Source organism: Klebsiella sp. CN_Kp104, assembly GCF_040064515.1.
Taxonomy (GTDB): Bacteria; Pseudomonadota; Gammaproteobacteria; order Enterobacterales; family Enterobacteriaceae; genus Klebsiella; species Klebsiella aerogenes.
In genome coordinates, this window is record NZ_JBEAII010000006.1 from 74,764 (window position 1) to 96,622 (window position 21,859).

General features: G+C 57.2%; 19 protein-coding genes. 16 read left to right on the top strand and 3 right to left on the bottom strand.

Annotated elements, in window-relative coordinates; all coding sequences use genetic code 11:
• Positions 1-9 precede the first annotated feature (9 nt).
• From ABLU80_RS09365 to mutT, 16 genes are all read left to right on the top strand, one after another.
• Positions 10-1,776, top strand: a complete 1,767-nt coding sequence (locus ABLU80_RS09365; protein WP_015368251.1) for a peptidoglycan glycosyltransferase FtsI — start codon at positions 10-12, stop codon at positions 1,774-1,776.
• Positions 1,763-3,250 carry a UDP-N-acetylmuramoyl-L-alanyl-D-glutamate--2,6-diaminopimelate ligase gene (murE, locus tag ABLU80_RS09370; RefSeq protein WP_348849923.1) on the top strand — a complete coding sequence of 496 codons (1,488 nt, stop codon included), beginning with the start codon at positions 1,763-1,765 and terminating at the stop codon, positions 3,248-3,250. The genes ABLU80_RS09365 and murE overlap by 14 nt, the downstream gene beginning before the upstream one ends.
• Positions 3,247-4,605: a UDP-N-acetylmuramoyl-tripeptide--D-alanyl-D-alanine ligase gene (gene murF / locus ABLU80_RS09375; protein ID WP_047058208.1), complete on the top strand. Its 1,359-nt coding sequence runs from the start codon at positions 3,247-3,249 to the stop codon at positions 4,603-4,605. Before murE ends, murF begins: the two co-directional genes overlap by 4 nt.
• Complete coding sequence (gene mraY / locus ABLU80_RS09380) at positions 4,599-5,681, top strand: phospho-N-acetylmuramoyl-pentapeptide-transferase (protein WP_004204335.1); 1,083 nt, start codon at positions 4,599-4,601, stop codon at positions 5,679-5,681. Before murF ends, mraY begins: the two co-directional genes overlap by 7 nt.
• 2 nt (positions 5,682-5,683) lie before the next feature.
• Positions 5,684-7,000: a UDP-N-acetylmuramoyl-L-alanine--D-glutamate ligase gene (gene murD / locus ABLU80_RS09385; RefSeq protein WP_015704401.1), complete on the top strand. Its 1,317-nt coding sequence runs from the start codon at positions 5,684-5,686 to the stop codon at positions 6,998-7,000.
• Positions 7,000-8,274 carry a cell division protein FtsW gene (ftsW, locus tag ABLU80_RS09390; protein ID WP_348849924.1) on the top strand — a complete coding sequence of 425 codons (1,275 nt, stop codon included), beginning with the start codon at positions 7,000-7,002 and terminating at the stop codon, positions 8,272-8,274. Before murD ends, ftsW begins: the two co-directional genes overlap by 1 nt.
• Entirely contained in the window at positions 8,271-9,341 is a 1,071-nt protein-coding gene (murG, locus tag ABLU80_RS09395) for an undecaprenyldiphospho-muramoylpentapeptide beta-N-acetylglucosaminyltransferase (RefSeq protein WP_015368246.1), read from the top strand. Before ftsW ends, murG begins: the two co-directional genes overlap by 4 nt.
• Before the next feature lie 47 nt (positions 9,342-9,388).
• Positions 9,389-10,864 (top strand): UDP-N-acetylmuramate--L-alanine ligase, encoded by a 1,476-nt coding sequence (gene murC, locus ABLU80_RS09400; RefSeq protein ID WP_020079611.1) that lies wholly within the window; start codon positions 9,389-9,391, stop codon positions 10,862-10,864.
• Positions 10,857-11,777 (top strand): D-alanine--D-alanine ligase, encoded by a 921-nt coding sequence (locus ABLU80_RS09405; RefSeq protein WP_015704403.1) that lies wholly within the window; start codon positions 10,857-10,859, stop codon positions 11,775-11,777. The genes murC and ABLU80_RS09405 overlap by 8 nt, the downstream gene beginning before the upstream one ends.
• Before the next feature lies 1 nt (position 11,778).
• Entirely contained in the window at positions 11,779-12,612 is an 834-nt protein-coding gene (gene ftsQ, locus ABLU80_RS09410) for a cell division protein FtsQ (protein ID WP_015368242.1), read from the top strand.
• Entirely contained in the window at positions 12,609-13,871 is a 1,263-nt protein-coding gene (gene ftsA / locus ABLU80_RS09415; protein WP_002888625.1) for a cell division protein FtsA, read from the top strand. Before ftsQ ends, ftsA begins: the two co-directional genes overlap by 4 nt.
• A 62-nt stretch (positions 13,872-13,933) precedes the next feature.
• Positions 13,934-15,085 (top strand): cell division protein FtsZ, encoded by a 1,152-nt coding sequence (gene ftsZ, locus ABLU80_RS09420; protein WP_004857884.1) that lies wholly within the window; start codon positions 13,934-13,936, stop codon positions 15,083-15,085.
• Between the two features lie 100 nt (positions 15,086-15,185).
• Entirely contained in the window at positions 15,186-16,103 is a 918-nt protein-coding gene (gene lpxC / locus ABLU80_RS09425) for a UDP-3-O-acyl-N-acetylglucosamine deacetylase (protein ID WP_015368241.1), read from the top strand.
• A gap of 322 nt (positions 16,104-16,425) precedes the next feature.
• Positions 16,426-16,923 carry a secA translation cis-regulator SecM gene (gene secM, locus ABLU80_RS09430; RefSeq protein WP_015368240.1) on the top strand — a complete coding sequence of 166 codons (498 nt, stop codon included), beginning with the start codon at positions 16,426-16,428 and terminating at the stop codon, positions 16,921-16,923.
• A 61-nt stretch (positions 16,924-16,984) separates the two neighbouring features.
• On the top strand, positions 16,985-19,690 hold the full coding sequence (gene secA / locus ABLU80_RS09435) for a preprotein translocase subunit SecA (protein WP_032709883.1): 2,706 nt from the start codon (positions 16,985-16,987) through the stop codon (positions 19,688-19,690).
• Positions 19,691-19,750: 60 nt separating this feature from the next.
• Positions 19,751-20,143, top strand: coding sequence for an 8-oxo-dGTP diphosphatase MutT (mutT, locus tag ABLU80_RS09440; protein WP_015368238.1), 393 nt, complete (start codon positions 19,751-19,753; stop codon positions 20,141-20,143).
• Positions 20,144-20,210: 67 nt separating this feature from the next.
• Here the strand turns inward: mutT and yacG are convergent, their stop codons facing one another.
• From yacG to coaE, 3 genes are read right to left on the bottom strand one after another with little or no spacing between them, the layout of a single operon-like run.
• Positions 20,211-20,405, bottom strand: a complete 195-nt coding sequence (gene yacG, locus ABLU80_RS09445; RefSeq protein ID WP_015368237.1) for a DNA gyrase inhibitor YacG — start codon at positions 20,403-20,405, stop codon at positions 20,211-20,213.
• 9 nt (positions 20,406-20,414) lie between these two features.
• Positions 20,415-21,158 carry a cell division protein ZapD gene (zapD, locus tag ABLU80_RS09450; RefSeq protein WP_015368236.1) on the bottom strand — a complete coding sequence of 248 codons (744 nt, stop codon included), beginning with the start codon at positions 21,156-21,158 and terminating at the stop codon, positions 20,415-20,417.
• Positions 21,158-21,778, bottom strand: coding sequence for a dephospho-CoA kinase (gene coaE / locus ABLU80_RS09455; RefSeq protein ID WP_015704406.1), 621 nt, complete (start codon positions 21,776-21,778; stop codon positions 21,158-21,160). The genes zapD and coaE overlap by 1 nt, the downstream gene beginning before the upstream one ends.
• Between the last annotated feature and the right edge of the window lie 81 nt (positions 21,779-21,859).

The window sequence follows — 21,859 nt, forward strand, 5'->3', positions numbered from 1 at the left end:
TTGCGACGCATGAAAGCAGCGCCGAAAACGCCAAAAGCAAAACGTCAGGAAGAACAGGCCAACTTTATTAGTTGGCGTTTTGCGTTGCTGTGCGGATGTATTTTAATCGCTCTCGCCTTCCTGCTTGGCCGCGTCGCGTGGCTGCAGGTGGTGAGCCCGGATATGCTGGTGCGTCAGGGAGATATGCGTTCCCTGCGTGTGCAGGAAGTGTCAACCGCGCGCGGCATGATTACCGACCGCTCCGGCCGCCCGCTGGCGGTCAGCGTGCCGGTAAAAGCCATCTGGGCCGACCCGAAAGAGCTGCATGATGCCGGAGGCGTGACGCTCGATAACCGCTGGAAAGCGTTAGCCGATGCGCTGAACATGCCGCTGGACCAGCTGGCATCGCGCATCAACAGCAACCCGCGGATGCGTTTTATCTATCTGGCGCGTCAGGTGAACCCTGACATGGCTGACTACATCAAAAAACTGAAGCTGCCGGGGATTCATCTGCGTGAGGAGTCTCGCCGTTACTATCCGTCAGGCGAAGTAACCGCTCACCTCATTGGCTTCACCAACGTCGATAGCCAGGGGATTGAAGGGGTTGAGAAAAGCTTTGATAAGTGGCTGACCGGCCAGCCGGGCGAGCGTATCGTGCGTAAAGACCGCTATGGTCGCGTGATCGAAGACATTTCTTCCACCGACAGCCAGGCGGCGCATAACCTCGCGCTGAGCATCGACGAGCGCCTGCAGGCGCTGGTTTATCGCGAACTGAATAATGCGGTGGCGTTCAACAAAGCGGAATCAGGCACCGCCGTTTTGGTCGACGTCAACACCGGTGAAGTGCTGGCGATGGCGAATAGCCCGTCGTACAACCCGAATAATTTCGCGGGTACGTCCAAAGATACCATGCGTAACCGCGCCATCACCGACGTATTCGAACCGGGTTCAACGGTCAAACCGATGGTGGTGATGACGGCGCTGCAGCGCGGCATCGTCAATGAAAATACCGTGCTGAACACCATTCCATATCGAATTAACGGCCACGAAATCAAAGACGTGGCGCGCTATAGCGAATTAACCCTGACCGGGGTGCTACAGAAGTCGAGTAACGTCGGCGTTTCTAAGCTGGCGTTAGCGATGCCGTCCTCAGCGTTAGTAGATACTTACTCACGTTTTGGGCTTGGAAAGGCGACCAATTTGGGGTTGGTCGGAGAACGCAGTGGCTTATATCCTCAAAAACAACGGTGGTCTGACATAGAGAGGGCCACCTTTTCTTTCGGCTACGGGCTAATGGTAACTCCGTTACAGTTAGCGCGAGTCTACGCAACGATTGGCAGCTACGGCATTTATCGCCCGCTGTCGATTACCAAAGTTGATCCACCGGTTCCGGGCGAGCGCGTGTTCCCGGAATCACTGGTTCGTACCGTCGTTCATATGATGGAAAGCGTGGCGCTGCCCGGCGGCGGCGGCGTGAAAGCGGCGATCAAAGGCTATCGCATCGCGATTAAAACCGGTACGGCGAAAAAAGTGGGGCCGGATGGCCGCTACATCAACAAATATATTGCTTACACCGCAGGCGTTGCGCCCGCCAGCCACCCGCGTTTCGCGCTGGTGGTGGTGATCAACGACCCGCAGGCAGGTAAATACTACGGTGGCGCCGTTTCCGCGCCGGTATTCGGTGCCATCATGGGCGGCGTATTGCGCACCATGAACGTCGAACCGGATGCGCTGGCAACGGGCGAAAAAAGTGAATTTGTGATTAATCAAGGCGAGGGAACAGGTGGCAGATCGTAATTTGCGCGACCTTCTCGCTCCGTGGGTGCCAAATGCGCCGGAGCGAATTCTGCGAGAGATGACGCTGGACAGCCGCGTAGCGGCGTCCGGCGACCTCTTTGTCGCGGTACAGGGTCATCAGGCGGACGGGCGTCGTTATATCCCGCAGGCGATAGCGCAAGGTGTTGCTGCCATTATTGCTGAGGCGCAGGGCGAGGCCGCAGACGGCGAAGTTCGCGAGATGCACGGCGTGCCGGTCATCTACCTGAGCCAACTAAACGAGCGGTTATCCGCGCTGGCCGGGCGTTTTTACCAACAACCTTCGCAGCAGATGCGTCTGGTGGGCGTCACCGGTACTAACGGTAAAACCACGACTACGCAGCTGTTGGCGCAGTGGGCAAAGCTGCTCGGCGAAACCAGCGCGGTGATGGGTACCGTCGGTAACGGCCTGCTGGATAAAGTGGTGCCGACCGAAAACACCACCGGCTCTGCGGTCGATGTTCAGCACGTGCTTTCCGGCCTGGTAGGGCAGGGGGCGACTTTCGGTGCGATGGAAGTCTCTTCTCACGGGCTGGTTCAGCATCGCGTGGCGGCGCTGCAGTTTGCCGCCTCGGTGTTTACCAACCTGAGCCGTGACCACCTCGACTACCATGGCGACATGGAACATTACGAAGCGGCGAAATGGCTGCTCTATTCCACCCACCATTGCGGCCAGGCCATTGTTAACGCTGACGATGAAGTCGGGCGTCGCTGGCTGGCGAAACTGCCGGATGCGGTGGCGGTGTCGATGGAAGATCATATCAATCCGAACTGCCACGGCCGCTGGCTGAAGGCGACCGCGGTCAACTATCACGACAGCGGCGCGACCATTCAGTTTGACTCGAGCTGGGGCAAGGGCGAAATCGAAAGCCGCCTGATGGGCGCCTTTAACGTCAGCAACCTGCTGCTGGCGCTGGCTACGCTGCAGGCGCTGGGCTATCCGCTGGCGGATCTGCTGAAAACCTCTTCGCGTTTACAGCCGGTGTGTGGCCGTATGGAAGTGTTCAGCGCGCCGGGCAAACCGACCGTGGTGGTTGATTACGCCCATACGCCTGACGCGCTGGAAAAAGCGCTGCAGGCCGCGCGTCTGCACTGCAGCGGCAAGCTGTGGTGCGTCTTCGGCTGCGGCGGCGACCGCGACAAAGGTAAGCGCCCGTTGATGGGCGCTATCGCGGAAGAGTTTGCCGATATCGTGGTCGTGACTGACGATAACCCGCGTACCGAAGAGCCGCGGGCGATTATCAATGACATTCTGGCTGGCATGCTTGATGCCGGGCAGGTGAAGGTGATGGAAGGCCGCGCGGAAGCGGTGACCGGCGCGGTGATGCAGGCGAAAGCGAACGACGTTGTGCTGGTAGCGGGCAAAGGCCACGAAGACTATCAGATAGTCGGCAACCGCCGTCTGGATTATTCCGACCGCGTTACCGTCGCGCGTCTGCTGGGAGCGGTAGCATGATTCGCTTTACATTAAGCCAGCTCGCCGAGATCGCCCGCGGCGAACTGCAGGGTAGCGATATCGCTATCGATGACGTGACGTCCGATACCCGCAAAGTCACGGCAGGTTGCCTGTTTGTGGCGCTGAAGGGCGAGCGATTCGACGCGCATGATTTTGCCGAACAAGCGAAAGCGGCGGGCGCAGGCGCGCTGCTGGTTAGCCGCCCGCTGGCCTGCGATTTACCGCAGGTGGTGGTGAAAGATACCCGTCTGGCTTTCGGCGAGTTAGCGGCCTGGGTGCGTCAGCAGGTGCCGACCCGCGTCGTTGCGCTCACCGGTTCGTCCGGTAAGACCTCGGTGAAAGAGATGACCGCGGCGATCCTCAGCCAGTGCGGCAACACGCTGTATACCGCCGGTAATCTGAACAACGATATCGGGGTTCCGATGACGTTGCTGCGTCTGAATAAAGATCACCAGTATGCGGTGATTGAACTCGGCGCCAACCATCAGGGCGAAATCGCCTGGACCGTCAGCCTGACGCGTCCGGAAGCGGCGCTGGTCAACAACCTCGCCGCCGCGCACCTCGAGGGCTTCGGCTCGCTGGCGGGCGTGGCGAAAGCGAAGGGTGAAATCTTTACCGGCCTGCCGCAAAACGGCACCGCGATTTTGAATGCCGACAACAATGACTGGCTGAACTGGCAGAGCGTGATTGGCGATCGCAAAGTGTGGCGCTTCTCGCCGAACGCGGCGAACAGCGACTTCACGGCGACCAACGTGCATATCACCAGTCATGGTACCGAATTTACGCTGCAGACCCCGTTCGGGAATGTCGACGTACTGCTGCCGCTGCCGGGGCGCCATAACATCGCTAACGCGCTGGCGGCAACATCGCTGGCGATGGCGGTCGGCGCCGATCTGGCCGCGGTGAAAACCGGGCTGGCGCAGCTGCAAGCGGTGCCGGGACGTCTGTTCCCGATTCAACTGGCGGAAAACCAGCTGTTGCTGGATGACTCCTACAACGCCAACGTCGGTTCGATGACCGCCGCGGTACAGGTGCTGGCGGAAATGCCGGGCTTCCGGGCGATGGTGGTCGGCGATATGGCGGAGCTCGGCGCTGAAAGCGCGGCCTGTCATCGCGAAGTTGGCGAAGCGGCGAAAGCGGCGGGGCTGGATTGCGTCCTCAGCGTCGGTTCCCTGAGCGCGGATATCAGCAGCGCCAGCGGCGTGGGCGAACATTTTAACGATAAAGCCGCCGTGGTAGCTCGCCTGCGCGAGCTGCTGGCTGAGCATAAAATCATGACCATTTTAGTGAAGGGTTCACGTAGTGCCGCTATGGAAGAGGTAGTACGCGCATTACAGGAGATTGCGACATGTTAGTATGGCTGGCCGAACATCTGGTCAAATATTATTCCGGCTTTAACGTCTTTTCCTATCTGACGTTTCGCGCCATCGTCAGCCTGCTGACCGCGCTGTTCATCTCTCTGTGGATGGGCCCGCGCATGATCGCCCGTCTGCAAAAACTGTCCTTTGGTCAGGTCGTTCGTAACGACGGCCCGGAGTCCCACTTCAGCAAACGCGGTACCCCAACCATGGGCGGGATCATGATCCTTACCGCGATTACCGTTTCCGTCCTGCTGTGGGCCTATCCGTCCAACCCGTACGTCTGGTGCGTGCTGACGGTATTAATCGGCTACGGCATCATCGGGTTTGTCGATGATTACCGTAAAGTCGTGCGCAAAGACACCAAGGGCCTGATTGCCCGCTGGAAGTATTTCTGGATGTCGGTGATTGCGCTGGGCGTAGCGTTCGCGCTGTATCTGGCGGGGAAAGACACCCCAGCGACCGAGCTGGTAGTGCCATTCTTTAAAGACGTGATGCCGCAGCTGGGACTGTTTTACATCCTGCTGGCTTACTTCGTCATCGTCGGTACCGGCAATGCGGTCAACCTGACCGACGGCCTCGACGGCCTGGCGATTATGCCGACCGTCTTCGTCGCCGCCGGCTTCGCGCTGGTGGCGTGGGCTACCGGTAACATGAACTTCGCCAACTACCTGCATATTCCTTATCTGCGTCACGCCGGCGAGCTGGTTATCGTCTGTACGGCGATTGTCGGCGCGGGCCTGGGTTTCCTGTGGTTCAACACCTACCCGGCGCAGGTCTTTATGGGCGATGTCGGTTCGCTGGCGCTCGGCGGCGCGCTGGGCATTATCGCCGTACTGCTGCGCCAGGAATTCCTGCTGGTGATTATGGGCGGCGTTTTCGTCGTGGAAACCCTGTCGGTTATCCTGCAGGTCGGCTCGTTCAAGCTGCGCGGCCAGCGCATCTTCCGTATGGCGCCGATTCACCACCACTATGAACTGAAAGGCTGGCCGGAACCGCGCGTTATCGTGCGCTTCTGGATTATTTCGCTGATGCTGGTGCTGATTGGCCTGGCGACGCTGAAGGTACGTTAATCATGGCAGATTATCAGGGTAAAAAAGTCGTCATTATTGGGCTGGGTATGACCGGCCTGTCATGCGTGGACTTTTTCATGGCGCGCGGCGTAACCCCGCGCGTGATGGATACCCGCGTCGCCCCAGCCGGGCTTGATAAGCTGCCGGAAGCCGTTGAGCGCCACGTGGGCGGTCTTAACGACGATTGGCTGCTGGCGGCGGATCTGATTGTCGCAAGCCCCGGGATTGCCCTTGCGCACCCTTCACTGAGCGCTGCGGCCGACGCTGGCGTGGAAATCGTCGGCGATATCGAGCTGTTTTGCCGCGAGGCGCAGGCGCCGATTATCGCCATTACCGGCTCTAACGGAAAAAGCACCGTCACTACCCTGGTGGGCGAGATGGCGAAGGCGGCGGGCGTGAACGTCGGCGTTGGCGGCAATATCGGCCTGCCGGCGCTGATGTTGCTGGATCCGGCGCGCGAACTGTACGTGCTTGAACTTTCCAGCTTCCAGCTGGAGACGACCTCCAGCCTGAAAGCCGTCGCGGCAACCATCCTCAACGTGACTGAGGACCATATGGACCGCTATCCGCTGGGGCTGCAGCAGTATCGCGCGGCGAAACTGCGGGTCTATGAAAATGCTAAAACCTGCGTGGTGAATGCCGATGACGCGCTGACTATGCCGGTACGCGGCGCTGACGAACGCTGCGTCAGCTTCGGCGTCGATGTTGGCGACTATCACCTTAACCGCCAGCAGGGCGAAACCTGGCTGCGGGTGAAGGGTGAGAAAGTGCTGAACGTGAAGGAAATGACCATCAGCGGCCAGCACAACTACAGCAATGCCCTGGCGGCGCTGGCGCTGGCGGATGCCGCGGGTTTGCCGCGCGCCAGTAGCCTGAAGGCGCTGACCACCTTCACCGGCCTGGCGCACCGTTTCCAGCTGGCGCTGGAGCATAACGGCGTGCGTTGGATCAATGACTCCAAGGCGACCAACGTCGGCAGTACCGAGGCGGCGCTGAACGGCCTGCATCTCGACGGCACGCTGTATCTGCTGTTGGGCGGCGACGGTAAATCCGCCGACTTCACGCCGCTGAAACGCTATCTTGGCGGCGATAACGTTCGTCTGTACTGCTTCGGCCGCGACGGCGCTCAACTGGCGGCGCTGCGTCCGGAAATCGCGGTACAAACCGAAACCATGGAACAGGCGATGCGGCAGATCGCTTCGCAGGTCAAATCAGGCGATATGGTCTTACTGTCGCCAGCCTGCGCGAGCCTGGACCAGTTTAAAAACTTTGAACAACGGGGCGATGTCTTTACCCGTCTGGCGAAGGAGTTAGGTTGATGCGTTTCTCTCTCCCACGCCTGAAAATGCCACAGCTGGGCCTGCCCCGGTTGAAGCTGCCGCGACTGCCGGGGATGTTTATTTTTGCCTGGCTGTTCGCCGCGCTGAAAGGTTGGGTGATGGGCTCGCGCCCGAAAGATAACGATAGCCTGGTCATGTACGACCGGATGCTGCTGTGGCTGACCTTCGGCCTGGCGGCAATCGGCTTCATTATGGTGACCTCGGCATCGATGCCGGTTGGACAGCGTCTGGCGAACGATCCGTTCCTGTTTGCTAAGCGTGATGGTCTGTACATCGTGCTGGCCTTCGCGCTGGCGATTATTACGCTCCGTCTGCCGATGGAGTTCTGGCAGCGCCACAGTACCGCGATGCTGATCGCCTCGATTGTGATGCTGCTAATCGTCCTGGTGGTGGGGAGCTCGGTTAACGGCGCCTCGCGTTGGATCGCGCTCGGGCCGCTGCGTATTCAGCCGGCGGAGTTTACCAAGCTATCGCTGTTTTGCTACATCGCCAACTATCTGGTGCGTAAAGCGGATGAGGTGCGTAACAACCTGCGCGGCTTCTTAAAACCGATGGGCGTGATTTTCGTACTGGCGATTCTGCTGCTGGCGCAGCCTGACCTCGGTACGGTGGTTGTGTTGTTCGTCACCACGCTGGCGATGTTGTTCCTGGCCGGCGCCAAGCTCTGGCAGTTTATCGCCATTATCGGCATGGGGATCTCGGCGGTGGTGCTGCTGATCCTCGCCGAACCGTATCGTATTCGCCGCGTCACTTCCTTCTGGAACCCGTGGGAAGACCCGTTTGGCAGCGGCTATCAGCTGACCCAATCGCTGATGGCCTTTGGTCGCGGCGAGATGTGGGGACAGGGCCTCGGCAACTCGGTGCAGAAACTGGAGTATTTACCGGAAGCGCACACCGACTTCATCTTCGCCATTATCGGCGAAGAACTCGGTTATATCGGTGTGGTACTCGCGCTTTTAATGGTATTCTTCGTCGCCTTTCGCGCCATGTCGATTGGTCGCAAAGCGCTAGAGATTGACCACCGCTTCTCCGGCTTCCTGGCCTGTGCAATCGGCGTGTGGTTTAGCTTCCAGGCGTTGGTTAACGTCGGGGCGGCGGCGGGGATGCTGCCGACCAAAGGTCTGACCCTGCCATTGATTAGTTATGGTGGTTCCAGTCTGCTGATTATGTCGACGGCCATTATGTTTTTATTGCGAATTGATTATGAAACACGCCTCGAGAAAGCGCAGGCGTTTACACGGGGTGTTCGATGAGCGGTCAGGAAAAGCGGTTAATGGTGATGGCGGGCGGCACTGGCGGACACGTGTTCCCGGGGCTGGCGGTCGCGCACCATTTAATGGACCAGGGCTGGCAGGTTCGCTGGCTGGGCACCGCCGATCGTATGGAAGCGGATTTAGTGCCGAAACACGGCATTGATATCGATTTTATCCGCATCTCCGGCCTGCGTGGCAAAGGGCTAAAAGCGCAACTGTTAGCGCCGGTGCGGATCTTCAACGCCTGGCGGCAGGCGCGGGCGATCATGAAGCGTTTCCAGCCGGATGTGGTGCTGGGCATGGGCGGTTATGTTTCCGGGCCTGGCGGTCTGGCGGCATGGTCACTCGGGATCCCTGTGGTGCTGCATGAACAAAACGGCATTGCAGGCCTGACCAATAAATGGCTGGCGAAGATTGCGAAGAAAGTGATGCAGGCGTTTCCCGGCGCCTTCCCGCATGCAGATGTCGTCGGGAATCCGGTGCGTACTGACGTTCTCGCGCTACCGCTGCCGGGACAGCGTCTGGTGGGGCGGCAGGGGCCGATTCGCGTGCTGGTGGTAGGCGGCTCTCAGGGCGCACGCGTGCTGAACCAGACTATGCCGCAGGTGGCCGCGAAGCTTGGCGATGCGGTGACTATCTGGCATCAGAGCGGGAAAGGCGGCATGGATACCGTGCGCCAGGCGTACGCCGCCGCCGGTCAGCCGCAGCATAAAGTGACTGAGTTTATTGATGATATGGCGGCAGCCTATGCCTGGGCCGATGTGGTTGTTTGTCGTTCCGGTGCGCTGACGGTCAGCGAAATCGCTGCCGCAGGTTTACCGGCATTGTTCGTCCCGTTCCAGCACAAAGATCGTCAGCAGTACTGGAATGCGCTGCCGCTGGAAAAAGCCGGCGCGGCGAAAATTCTCGAACAACCCGAGTTCACGGCGGATGCTGTGGCGGCCACCCTGGCCGGTTGGGATCGGGAAACCCTGATGGATATGGCGGAACGAGCGCGTGGCGCTTCGATTCCGGATGCTACCGAGCGGGTAGCGGAAGAGGTCAGCGCCGTAGCTTTGGCGCGCTAATCGCGGTGATTTTCACCGCCCGAATAAAGAAGTTGATGGCGTAAAGAATGAATACACAAGATTTGGCAAAACTGCGTTCCATAGTGCCCGAGATGCGTCGTGTCCGGCACATTCACTTTGTCGGCATCGGCGGTGCCGGTATGGGCGGTATTGCCGAAGTGTTGGCGAATGAAGGCTACCAGATTAGCGGCTCCGATCTCGCGCCGAATCCGGTGACTCAGCAATTGTCGCAGCTTGGCGCCACCATTTATTTCAACCATCGCCCGGAAAACGTGCGCGATGCCAGCGTTGTCGTGGTGTCCAGCGCGATCTCCGCGGATAACCCGGAAATCGTCGCTGCGCACGAAGCGCGCATTCCGGTGATCCGCCGCGCGGAAATGCTGGCGGAACTCATGCGTTTCCGTCACGGGATTGCGATTGCCGGTACGCACGGCAAAACCACGACCACCGCGATGGTATCCAGCATTTACGCCGAAGCCGGCCTCGATCCGACCTTCGTCAACGGTGGGCTGGTGAAGGCGGCGGGCGTACATGCCCGTCTTGGCCATAGCCGCTACCTGATTGCGGAAGCGGATGAGAGCGATGCGTCGTTCCTGCATCTGCAGCCGATGGTCGCCATTGTGACCAACATCGAAGCTGACCATATGGATACCTATCATGGCGACTTCGAGAACCTGAAGCAGACCTTTATTAACTTCCTGCACAATCTGCCGTTCTACGGGCGCGCGGTGATGTGCGTGGATGACCCGGTGATTCGTGAACTGCTGCCGCGCGTCGGCCGCCAAATCACCACCTATGGTTTTAGCGATGACGCCGACGTACGCATTGAAGAGTATCGTCAGGTGGGCGCGCAGGGCCATTTCCGCCTGGTACGCCAGGATAAAGAGGTCATGCAGGTGACGCTGAACGCGCCGGGTCGCCACAACGCGCTCAACGCTGCCGCGGCCGTTGCCGTCGCGACGGAAGAGGGCATTGAAGACGAGGCGATTCTGCGCGCGCTGGAGAGTTTCCAGGGCACCGGCCGCCGTTTCGACTTCCTTGGCGAATATCCGCTGGCGGAAGTCAACGGCAAGAGCGGTAGCGCGATGCTAATTGACGATTACGGCCATCATCCAACGGAAGTTGACGCCACTATCAAAGCGGCGCGTGCCGGCTGGCCGGATAAAAATCTGGTGATGGTATTCCAGCCGCACCGTTATACCCGTACTCGCGATCTGTACGATGATTTCGCCAACGTGCTGACCCAGGTTGATGCGCTGCTGATGCTGGATGTGTATCCGGCGGGCGAAGCGCCGATCCCAGGCGCCGATAGCCGCTCGCTGTGCCGCACGATCCGCGGTCGCGGCAAAGTTGACCCGATTCTGGTTTCCGATCCGGCGCAGGCCGCGGAGATGCTGGCATCGGTATTGACCGGCGACGATCTGGTGCTGGTGCAGGGCGCCGGCAACATAGGAAAAATCGCACGTCACCTGGCTGAAATCAAACTGGTACCGCAAAAAACGGAGGAGGACCGACATGGCTGATAAAATCGCGGTTCTCTTCGGCGGAACCTCCGCTGAACGTGAAGTCTCGCTGAATTCAGGCGCTGCGGTGTTGGCCGGGCTGCGTGAAGGCGGGGTGGATGCTCACCCGGTCGATCCGCGCGACGTTGATATCACCCAGTTGAAGAACATGGGCTTTAAGAAAGCGTTTATTGCCCTGCACGGGCGCGGCGGCGAAGATGGCACGCTGCAAGGCCTTCTGGAGCTCATTCAACTGCCGTACACCGGCAGCGGCGTAATGGCTTCCGCTATTTCTATGGATAAGCTGCGCAGTAAATTACTGTGGCAGGGAGCGGGATTACCGGTCGCGCCGTGGGTTGCATTGACCCGCGCGCAGTTCAACGCAGGACTTTCTGCTGGCGTTTCTGAGCAGATTGCGGCGCTGGGGCTGCCGGTTATCATCAAGCCGAGCCGCGAAGGGTCCAGCGTCGGCATGTCGAAAGTTAGCGAAAGTTGTGCAATGCAGGATGCATTGGCGCTGGCTTTTCAGCATGATGATGAAGTTCTGATTGAGAAATGGCTCAGTGGCCCGGAATTTACCGTCGCTATCGTCGGTGAAGAAATTTTACCGTCAATTCGTATCCAGGCGGCTGGAACCTTCTATGATTATGAGGCGAAGTATCTCTCTGATGAGACGCAATATTTCTGCCCTGGTTTTGAGGAACCCGCCCGCGAGTCAGAAATCCAGAGCCTGGTGCTTAAAGCCTGGAATGTTCTGGGTTGCAAAGGATGGGGACGTATTGATGTGATGCTGGACAGCGATGGCCAGTTTTATCTGCTGGAAGCGAACACCTCACCGGGGATGACCAGCCATAGTCTGGTGCCGATGGCGGCCCGTCAGGCGGGGATGAGCTTCTCGCAGCTTGTTGTACGAATTCTGGACCTGGCGGGGTGATATGTCGCAGGCGGCGCTGAATACGCGGAACCAGGAAGAAGAATCGATTGCTTCTTCGCGTCGGAATAATGGAACCCGGCTGGCAGGGATCGTTTTCCTGCTGGCGGTGTTGTGTACCGTGTTGGTCAGCGGATGGATGGTTCTTGGTTGGATGGAAGATGCGCAGCGTCTGCCGTTGTCGAAAATGGTCGTCACCGGCGAACGTCACTACACGCGTAACGATGATATCCGTCAGGCTATTCTGGCGTTGGGCTCGCCGGGCACCTTTATGACTCAGGATGTCAACATCATCCAGAGCCAAATTGAGCGCCTGCCGTGGATTAAACAGGCGAGCGTAAGAAAACAATGGCCCGATGAATTGAAGATTCATCTGGTTGAATATGTGCCGATTGCGCGCTGGAATGATCAACATATGGTAGACGTCGAAGGAAATTCTTTCAGCGTGCCGGCGGATCGTACCAGCAAACAGAACTTACCGATGTTATACGGCCCGGAAGGCAGCGAAAATGAAGTGCTGCAGGGATACCGCGACATGGGACAGGTGCTGGCAAAGAATAAGTTCACGTTGAAAGTGGCGGCAATGACCGCGCGTCGCTCCTGGCAGTTGACGCTTAATAACGATATTAAGCTCAACCTTGGCCGCGGCGACACCATGAAACGGCTTCAGCGCTTTATGGAACTCTACCCGGTTCTTCAGCAGCAAGCACAGACCGACGGCAAACGGATAAGCTACGTTGATTTGCGCTATGACTCGGGTGCGGCGGTAGGTTGGGTACCTGCTCCCGTAGAGGAAAATAATCAACAACAGAATCAGGCACAGGCAGAACAACGATGATCAAGGCGACGGACAGAAAACTGGTAGTTGGACTGGAGATTGGCACCGCGAAGGTTGCCGCTTTAGTAGGGGAAGTTCTGCCCGACGGTATGATTAATATCATTGGCGTGGGCAGTTGCCCATCGCGCGGCATGGATAAAGGCGGGGTGAATGACCTCGAGTCGGTAGTGAAATGCGTACAGCGCGCTATCGACCAGGCTGAACTGATGGCCGATTGCCAGATCTCATCAGTGTATCTGGCGCTTTCAGGTAAGCATATTAGCTGTCAAAATGAGATTGGCATGGTGCCTATCTCCGAAGAAGAGGTGACGCAGGATGACGTGGAAAACGTCGTTCATACCGCGAAATCGGTACGCGTACGCGACGAACATCGCGTACTGCACGTCATCCCGCAGGAATACGCCATCGACTACCAGGAAGGTATTAAAAACCCGGTAGGGTTATCCGGCGTGCGTATGCAGGCGAAGGTACATCTGATTACCTGCCATAACGATATGGCGAAAAACATTGTTAAAGCGGTTGAACGTTGTGGTTTGAAAGTTGACCAACTTATTTTCGCCGGTTTAGCGGCCAGTTATTCCGTATTAACGGAAGACGAACGTGAGCTGGGTGTCTGCGTCGTGGACATCGGCGGTGGTACAATGGATATCGCCGTGTATACCGGCGGCGCGCTGCGTCACACCAAAGTGATCCCTTACGCGGGCAACGTGGTGACCAGCGATATCGCCTATGCCTTCGGTACGCCGCCGAGCGACGCTGAAGCCATTAAGGTTCGTCACGGTTGCGCATTAGGTTCAATCGTCGGTAAAGACGAAAACGTGGAAGTACCGAGCGTGGGCGGACGTCCGCCGCGTAGCCTGCAGCGTCAGACGCTGGCAGAGGTGATTGAACCGCGTTATACCGAACTGCTCAATCTGGTTAACGAAGAAATCCTGCAGCTGCAGGAACAGCTCCGTCAGCAAGGGGTCAAACACCATCTGGCGGCGGGGATTGTATTAACCGGCGGCGCCGCGCAAATTGAAGGCCTGGCGGCCTGCGCGCAGCGCGTGTTCCATACGCAGGTGCGCATTGGCGCGCCGCTGAACATCACCGGTTTAACGGATTACGCTCAGGAGCCGTACTATTCGACGGCGGTTGGGCTGCTGCACTACGGAAAAGAGTCACATCTCAGTGGTGAAGCAGAAGTAGAAAAACGCGTGACGGCGTCAGTGGGCTCGTGGATTAAGCGACTCAACAGCTGGCTGCGAAAAGAGTTTTAATTTTTTAAGAGAACGCAGACAATTAGCGTTCTCAGGCGACAGGCACAAGACGGAGAGAAACTATGTTTGAACCTATGGAACTGACCAACGACGCGGTGATTAAAGTCATCGGCGTCGGTGGCGGCGGCGGTAATGCCGTTGAACACATGGTGCGCGAGCGCATTGAGGGTGTTGAATTCTTCGCGGTGAACACCGATGCGCAGGCGCTGCGTAAAACGGCTGTTGGCCAGACTATCCAGATCGGTAGCGGTATTACCAAAGGTCTGGGTGCAGGCGCGAACCCGGAAGTGGGCCGTAATGCGGCTGACGAAGACCGTGAAGCGCTGCGCGCTGCGCTTGATGGCGCGGACATGGTCTTTATCGCGGCGGGTATGGGCGGCGGTACCGGTACCGGTGCTGCGCCAGTGGTCGCGGAAGTGGCGAAGGATCTGGGTATCCTGACCGTTGCGGTCGTCACTAAGCCATTTAATTTCGAAGGCAAGAAGCGCATGGCGTTTGCTGAGCAGGGGATCACCGAGCTGTCCAAGCACGTTGACTCACTGATCACCATCCCGAACGACAAGCTGCTGAAAGTACTGGGCCGCGGTATCTCTCTGCTCGACGCTTTCGGCGCGGCAAACGACGTACTGAAAGGTGCGGTGCAGGGTATTGCCGAACTGATTACCCGTCCGGGTCTGATGAACGTCGACTTCGCGGACGTCCGTACCGTGATGTCGGAAATGGGCTACGCGATGATGGGCTCCGGCGTGGCGAGCGGTGAAGACCGTGCGGAAGAAGCGGCTGAAATGGCTATCTCTTCTCCGCTGCTGGAAGATATCGATCTGTCCGGCGCGCGCGGCGTTCTGGTCAACATCACCGCTGGCTTCGACCTGCGTCTGGATGAGTTCGAAACCGTTGGTAACACTATCCGCGCCTTTGCTTCGGATAACGCGACCGTGGTTATCGGTACCTCTCTGGACCCGGATATGAACGACGAGCTGCGCGTAACCGTTGTTGCCACCGGTATCGGTATGGACAAGCGTCCGGAAATTACCCTGGTGACCAACAAACAGGTACAGCAGCCGGTAATGGATCGCTACCAGCAGCACGGTATGGCTCCATTAACGCAAGAGCAGAAACCGGTGGCGAAAGTGGTGAACGACAATACGCCGCAAACCGCGAAAGAGCCGGATTATCTGGATATTCCAGCTTTCCTGCGTAAGCAAGCTGATTAAGAATTGGCTGGAAGTTGGGCATCTGCGCTCTTTGTGCTAAACTGCCCTGCCGAATGTATAGTACACTTCGGTTGGATAGGTAACTTGGCGAGATTATACGATGATCAAACAAAGGACTCTTAAACGTATTGTTCAGGCGACTGGTGTCGGTTTGCATACCGGCAAGAAAGTCACGCTGACTTTACGCCCTGCGCCGGCAAATACCGGGGTCATCTATCGTCGCACCGACTTGAATCCACCGGTTGATTTTCCGGCTGATGCCAAATCTGTGCGTGATACCATGCTCTGTACTTGCCTGGTGAACGAGCATGACGTGCGGATTTCTACAGTCGAGCACTTAAATGCCGCACTGGCTGGCCTGGGCATCGACAACATTATTGTTGAAGTCGATGCGCCGGAAATCCCGATTATGGACGGTAGCGCCGCTCCGTTCGTTTATCTGTTGCTGGATGCCGGCATCGATGAACTGAACAGCGCCAAGAAATTTGTGCGTATCAAAGAGACGGTTCGCGTTGAAGATGGCGACAAATGGGCTGAGTTTAAGCCGTATAATGGTTTTTCGTTGGACTTTACCATCGACTTTAACCATCCGGCGATCGACTCCAGCACCCAACGCTATGCGCTGAACTTCTCGGCCGATGCGTTCATGCGTCAGATTAGCCGTGCTCGTACTTTCGGTTTCATGCGTGATATCGAATATCTGCAGTCCCGTGGCCTGTGCCTGGGCGGCAGCTTCGATTGTGCCATCGTTGTTGACGATTATCGCGTACTGAACGAAGACGGTCTGCGCTTTGAAGATGAATTTGTTCGCCACAAAATGCTGGATGCGATCGGTGACCTGTTTATGTGTGGTCACAACATTATCGGCGCATTCACGGCGTTCAAATCCGGTCACGCGTTAAATAACAAACTGCTACAGGCTGTTCTGGCAAAACAGGAAGCCTGGGAGTATGTGACCTTCGAAGACGACGCAAAACTGCCGCTGGCATTCCGCGCACCGTCAATGGTTCTGGCGTAAGCCTGACCATTCAGTAAATTCGACTGGTAACCTGGTACTCTCTCCGTCCAGGGAACCAGTCGTTTTTCTTTTTATCCTCCCTAAACCGCTTTTCACTGTGTTTCGCCGGCAATAATATGTGCGCGTTCGCTGCTTTATTAAGCGTTTTCCCGCAGCATTAGCGTTCATTCCTGCTGTCTCGGCGCGGTATTAATGTTAGTATTTGGGCGCAAAATTTTTCTCTGGGTTGCTTTATCCTGTCGATTTCAGGCTGTACTGCGAAGACCGCCAATAAAATGGACCGCCTGAAAGGACGCAGGAATACCAACTAAAGGTAAAGAAAGTGAGTGGATTGCTGACGCGTTGGCGACAGTTTGGCAGACGGTATTTTTGGCCGCATCTCCTGTTGGGGATGGTCGCGGCTAGCCTCGGCCTGCCTGCGCTTAACAACAGCCACGAAACCACTACGCCGGCGAAAGCCACGGCCAGCAACCATAATCCGAATAAAGTTAACTTCTCCCAGCTGGCGCTGCTGGAGGCCAATCGTCGGCCGAACTTTACCGTCGACTACTGGCATCAGCATGCGATTCGCACCGTCATTCGCCATCTGTCGTTTGCGATGGCGCCGCAGGCTTTGCCGGTGGCGGAAGAATCATCGCCGCTGCAGGCCCAGCATCTGGCCCTGCTCGATACGCTCAGCGCGCTGCTGACTCAGGACAGCAAACCGCCGGTGGTTATCCGCCAGGCGGCTTATATCCCTTCTTCTTATTCTGCCTTCCGCGTCAGCGCCTGGATAAGCCAGGTAGCGGGGATCCGCGCAGGGCCTCAACGTCTCAGCTGAAAATAAACACGGACCATCCTATTTTTTTGACTCCGCACCGCGGGGCGTTTGAGATTTTATTATGCTAATTAAAATGTTAACTAAAGTGTTCGGTAGCCGTAACGACCGTACGCTGCGTCGTATGCGCAAAGTCGTCAACATCATCAACGGTATGGAACCGGCGATGGAAAAGCTCTCTGATGACGAGCTGAAAGCCAAAACCGGAGAATTCCGCGCGCGTCTGGAGAAAGGTGAAAGCCTGGAAAGCCTGATCCCGGAAGCGTTTGCCGTGGTGCGTGAAGCGAGTAAACGCGTCTTCGGCATGCGCCACTTTGACGTGCAGCTGCTGGGCGGTATGGTACTGAACGACCGCTGCATCGCGGAAATGCGTACCGGTGAAGGTAAAACCCTGACCGCGACGTTACCGGCGTATCTTAACGCGCTGACCGGTAAAGGCGTTCACGTCGTTACCGTCAACGACTATCTGGCGCAGCGTGACGCCGAAAACAACCGTCCGTTGTTCGAATTCCTTGGTATGAGCGTGGGCATCAATATGTCCGGCCTGCCTGCGCCGGCGAAGCGTGAAGCCTACGCGGCCGACATCACCTACGGTACCAACAACGAATACGGCTTCGACTATCTGCGCGATAACATGGCGTTCAGCCCGGAAGAGCGCGTACAGCGTAAACTGCACTATGCGCTGGTTGATGAGGTGGACTCCATCCTGATCGACGAAGCGCGTACGCCGCTTATCATTTCCGGCCCGGCTGAAGACAGCTCCGAAATGTATCGCAAGGTGAACAAAATTATTCCGCACCTGATCCGCCAGGAAAAGGAAGACTCTGACACCTTTACCGGTGAAGGCCACTTCTCCGTGGATGAGAAAGCTCGCCAGGTTAACCTGACCGAACGCGGTCTGGTACTTATTGAAGAGCTGCTGGTGCAGGAAGGCATCATGGAGGAAGGCGAATCACTGTATTCTCCGACCAACATCATGCTGATGCACCATGTCACCGCCGCGCTGCGCGCCCACGCGCTTTTTACCCGCGACGTTGACTACATCGTGAAAGATGGCGAAGTCATCATCGTCGATGAACACACCGGCCGTACGATGCAGGGGCGTCGCTGGTCCGATGGTCTCCACCAGGCGGTAGAAGCCAAAGAAGGCGTGGAGATCCAGAACGAGAACCAGACTCTGGCATCCATCACCTTCCAGAACTACTTCCGTCTGTACGAGAAGCTGGCGGGGATGACCGGTACCGCGGATACCGAAGCCTTTGAATTCAGCTCCATCTATAAACTGGATACCGTTGTCGTCCCGACTAACCGTCCGATGATCCGTAAGGATATGGCGGATCTGGTCTACATGACCGAAGCGGAAAAAATTCAGGCGATTATCGAGGATATTAAAGATCGTACCGCTGCCGGTCAGCCGGTGCTGGTCGGTACTATCTCAATCGAAAAATCTGAAGTGGTTTCCCGTGAACTGACGAAAGCCGGCATCAAGCACAACGTCCTGAACGCCAAGTTCCACGCCAGCGAAGCGGATATCGTCGCCCAGGCGGGTTATCCGGCTGCGGTTACCATCGCCACCAACATGGCGGGCCGTGGTACCGATATTATGCTCGGTGGTAGCTGGCAGGCAGAAGTCGCCGCGCTGGAAAATCCAACGCCGGAGCAGATTGAAAAAATCAAAGCTGACTGGCAGGTGCGCCACGATGCGGTCCTGGCCGCAGGCGGTCTGCACATCATCGGTACCGAGCGTCATGAGTCCCGCCGTATCGACAACCAGCTGCGTGGCCGTGCTGGCCGTCAGGGTGATGCCGGTTCTTCCCGCTTCTACCTGTCGATGGAAGATGCTCTGATGCGTATCTTCGCCTCCGATCGCGTATCCGGCATGATGCGTAAACTGGGGATGAAGCCGGGCGAAGCTATCGAGCACCCTTGGGTGACCAAAGCGATTGCCAACGCTCAGCGTAAAGTGGAAAGCCGCAACTTCGATATCCGTAAACAGCTGCTGGAATATGATGACGTCGCCAACGATCAGCGTCGCGCTATCTATACCCAGCGTAACGAGCTGTTGGATATCTCCGACGTGAGCGAAACCATCAACAGCATCCGCGAAGACGTCTTCAAAGCCACTATTGATGCGCATATCCCGCCGCAGTCGCTGGAAGAGATGTGGGATATTGAAGGCCTGCAGGAACGTCTGAAAAACGACTTCGACCTTGATCTGCCAATTAAAGAGTGGCTGGATAAAGAGCCGGAGCTGCACGAAGAGACCCTGCGTGAACGTATTCTGCAGAGCGCGGTAGAAACCTACCAGCGTAAAGAAGAAGTGGTCGGCGCCGAAATGATGCGTCACTTCGAGAAAGGCGTCATGCTGCAAACGCTGGATTCCCTGTGGAAAGAGCACCTGGCGGCGATGGACTACCTGCGCCAGGGTATCCATCTGCGCGGCTACGCGCAGAAAGATCCGAAGCAGGAGTACAAGCGCGAATCCTTCTCGATGTTTGCCGCTATGCTCGAATCGCTGAAGTATGAAGTTATCAGCACGCTGAGCAAGGTACAGGTGCGGATGCCGGAAGAAGTCGAAGAGATGGAACAGCAACGTCGCGAAGAGGCAGAGCGTCTCGCGCAGATGCAGCAGCTGAGCCATCAGGATGACGATACACTGGCTGCCGCCTCGCTGGCTGAACAGACCGGCGACCGTAAAGTCGGGCGTAACGATCCGTGCCCGTGCGGTTCCGGTAAAAAATACAAACAGTGCCACGGCCGTCTGAGCTAAGGGCTGATAAAAAGCAAACCAGGGCGCAGATTTCTGCGCCTTTTTTATGGAGCTGTTTCAATGAAAAAACTGCAAATCGCCGTCGGGATAATTCGCAATCCGCAAGGCGAAATTTTTATTACCCAGCGTGCTGCAGACGCGCATATGGCCAATAAACTGGAATTCCCCGGCGGAAAAATAGAATCAGGTGAGACGCCGGAACAGGCGCTGGTACGTGAACTGCAGGAAGAGGTCGGGATTACGGTGACGACGTCCACGTTGTTCGACAAACTGGAGTATCAATTTCCGGACCGCCATATCACGCTATGGTTCTTCCTGGTGGAAAACTGGCAAGGTGAGCCGTGGGGCAAAGAAGGACAACCGGGGCAGTGGATGGCGCAGCAGGCGTTGGATCCGCAGGCATTTCCGCCGGCGAACGAGCCGATAATCAATAAACTTATTACGCTTGCCTGAGCGCCGGGCAACCCGGCGCAGGCCTGAAACGCTAATCCGGAACGTCCCGGATTAGCGATGGGAAAGGTTACTGCTGCGGCTCGCTCCAGTCATCGCTGTCTGATAAGTCGCCGGAACTGGGGATACGTTTCTCTTCCGCCGCCCACTCGCCAAGATCGATCAGCTGGCAGCGCTTCGAGCAAAAAGGGCGAAACGGGCTTTGCTCGCTCCAGACGACGTTTTTACCGCAGGTTGGGCAGTTAACGATAGTCTCTTCTGACATAGTGTCTCCTTAGCAACAAGCCAGTTCAAAATCAAAGCGTTCCGGCACGATACCATGCTCGCTGTCCAGCGGCAGGAAGCGGATGGCGAAGCGGCTTTTATGGCCGGAAATTTGCGGGTATAGCTGGCTTGCGAGATCCAGGCGCAGGCGCAGCAGATCGGCATCGTCGCCATTATCCTGATAAAAGCCATTGAGGCTGGTCTGCTTACGGAAAGGCGCGGAGTTACGAATCAAATCAAGGATCAGCTCCAGCGACTGCATCAGCGGCGTCAGGCTCGCTAACCATTTTGCCACCTGCTCATCGCGATACTCTTGCGGCATATGCAGCCAGATATGCAGCGTTGGCAAATCAAAGCCGCAACAGCCGCCAGGGATGCTCAGACGCTGGCGCACCAGGCCAATCAGCCGATCTTCACGAAGAAACTGGCCAATACGCGGAGCGGAAATCAAGGTGCTGCCGGACAGTTTGAGCTGCTGACGTAGGGCTTCAATACGCTGCTGGTCGACGCCGGGCACTTCGGCCCAGGTTTGTAATTTCCGCTGTTGTCGCTCCAGCTCTTTCAGCAAATCGGTACGCACTTCGCCGCGTTCCAGCACGTCCAGTAGATCGCCGGTATTGCGGAAAAAATGGAGAGCGTCCGCGTAGCTGGCAATGGCCGGGCGGGAAGAGAGCTGCTGAAATAAAAATTCAATGCGCAGCCAGGTGCGCATTTTCTCATTGAGCGGATGTTCGAAGAGAACAGGGGTATGCATTACGGTTTTTCCTGTGAGGCGGCCTGCGATGCCAGCATTAAATACTTATCGTGCAGGCGGGCGACGTGGGATGCGACGGCATCCGCGGAGCCCATGTTTTCAATAACATCATCCGCTGCGGCAAGACGCTGTTCGCGCGTCGCCTGGGCGGCAAGAATATGTTCAGCGTGTTCACGACTGACCCCATCGCGGCGTATGGTGCGCTCGATTTGCGTCTCTTTTGGCACATCGACAACCAGTACGCGATCGGCTTTATCGGTCAGGCGGTTTTCGACCAGCAAGGGTACGACCCAGAGGAGATAAGGTGAGGTTGAGGCCTGCATCTGACGGCGCGTTTCTTGCTGAATCAGCGGATGCAGCAGCGCGTTAAGCCAGGCCTTGTCCTCGCTATGCGCAAAAATGCGTTCGCGTAAGCGGCGGCGATTCAGACTGCCATCGTCGTTGATCATCTGTGGACCAAACCTTTCAGCGATAGCAAGCAGGGCGGGAGTACCGGGCTCTACAACCTGACGCGCAATAATATCGGCGTCGATGACGGTTACGCCCAGGTGAGCAAATTCGTCGGCGACGGTACTTTTACCGCTACCGATGCCGCCTGTTAACGCTACCGTATACCCCATACACTTCAATCCCGATGTCACATTATTGTTCAAAACCCTGGCGATTCACCGCGCCATTCAGACCCAGAGGATAGCTTAATC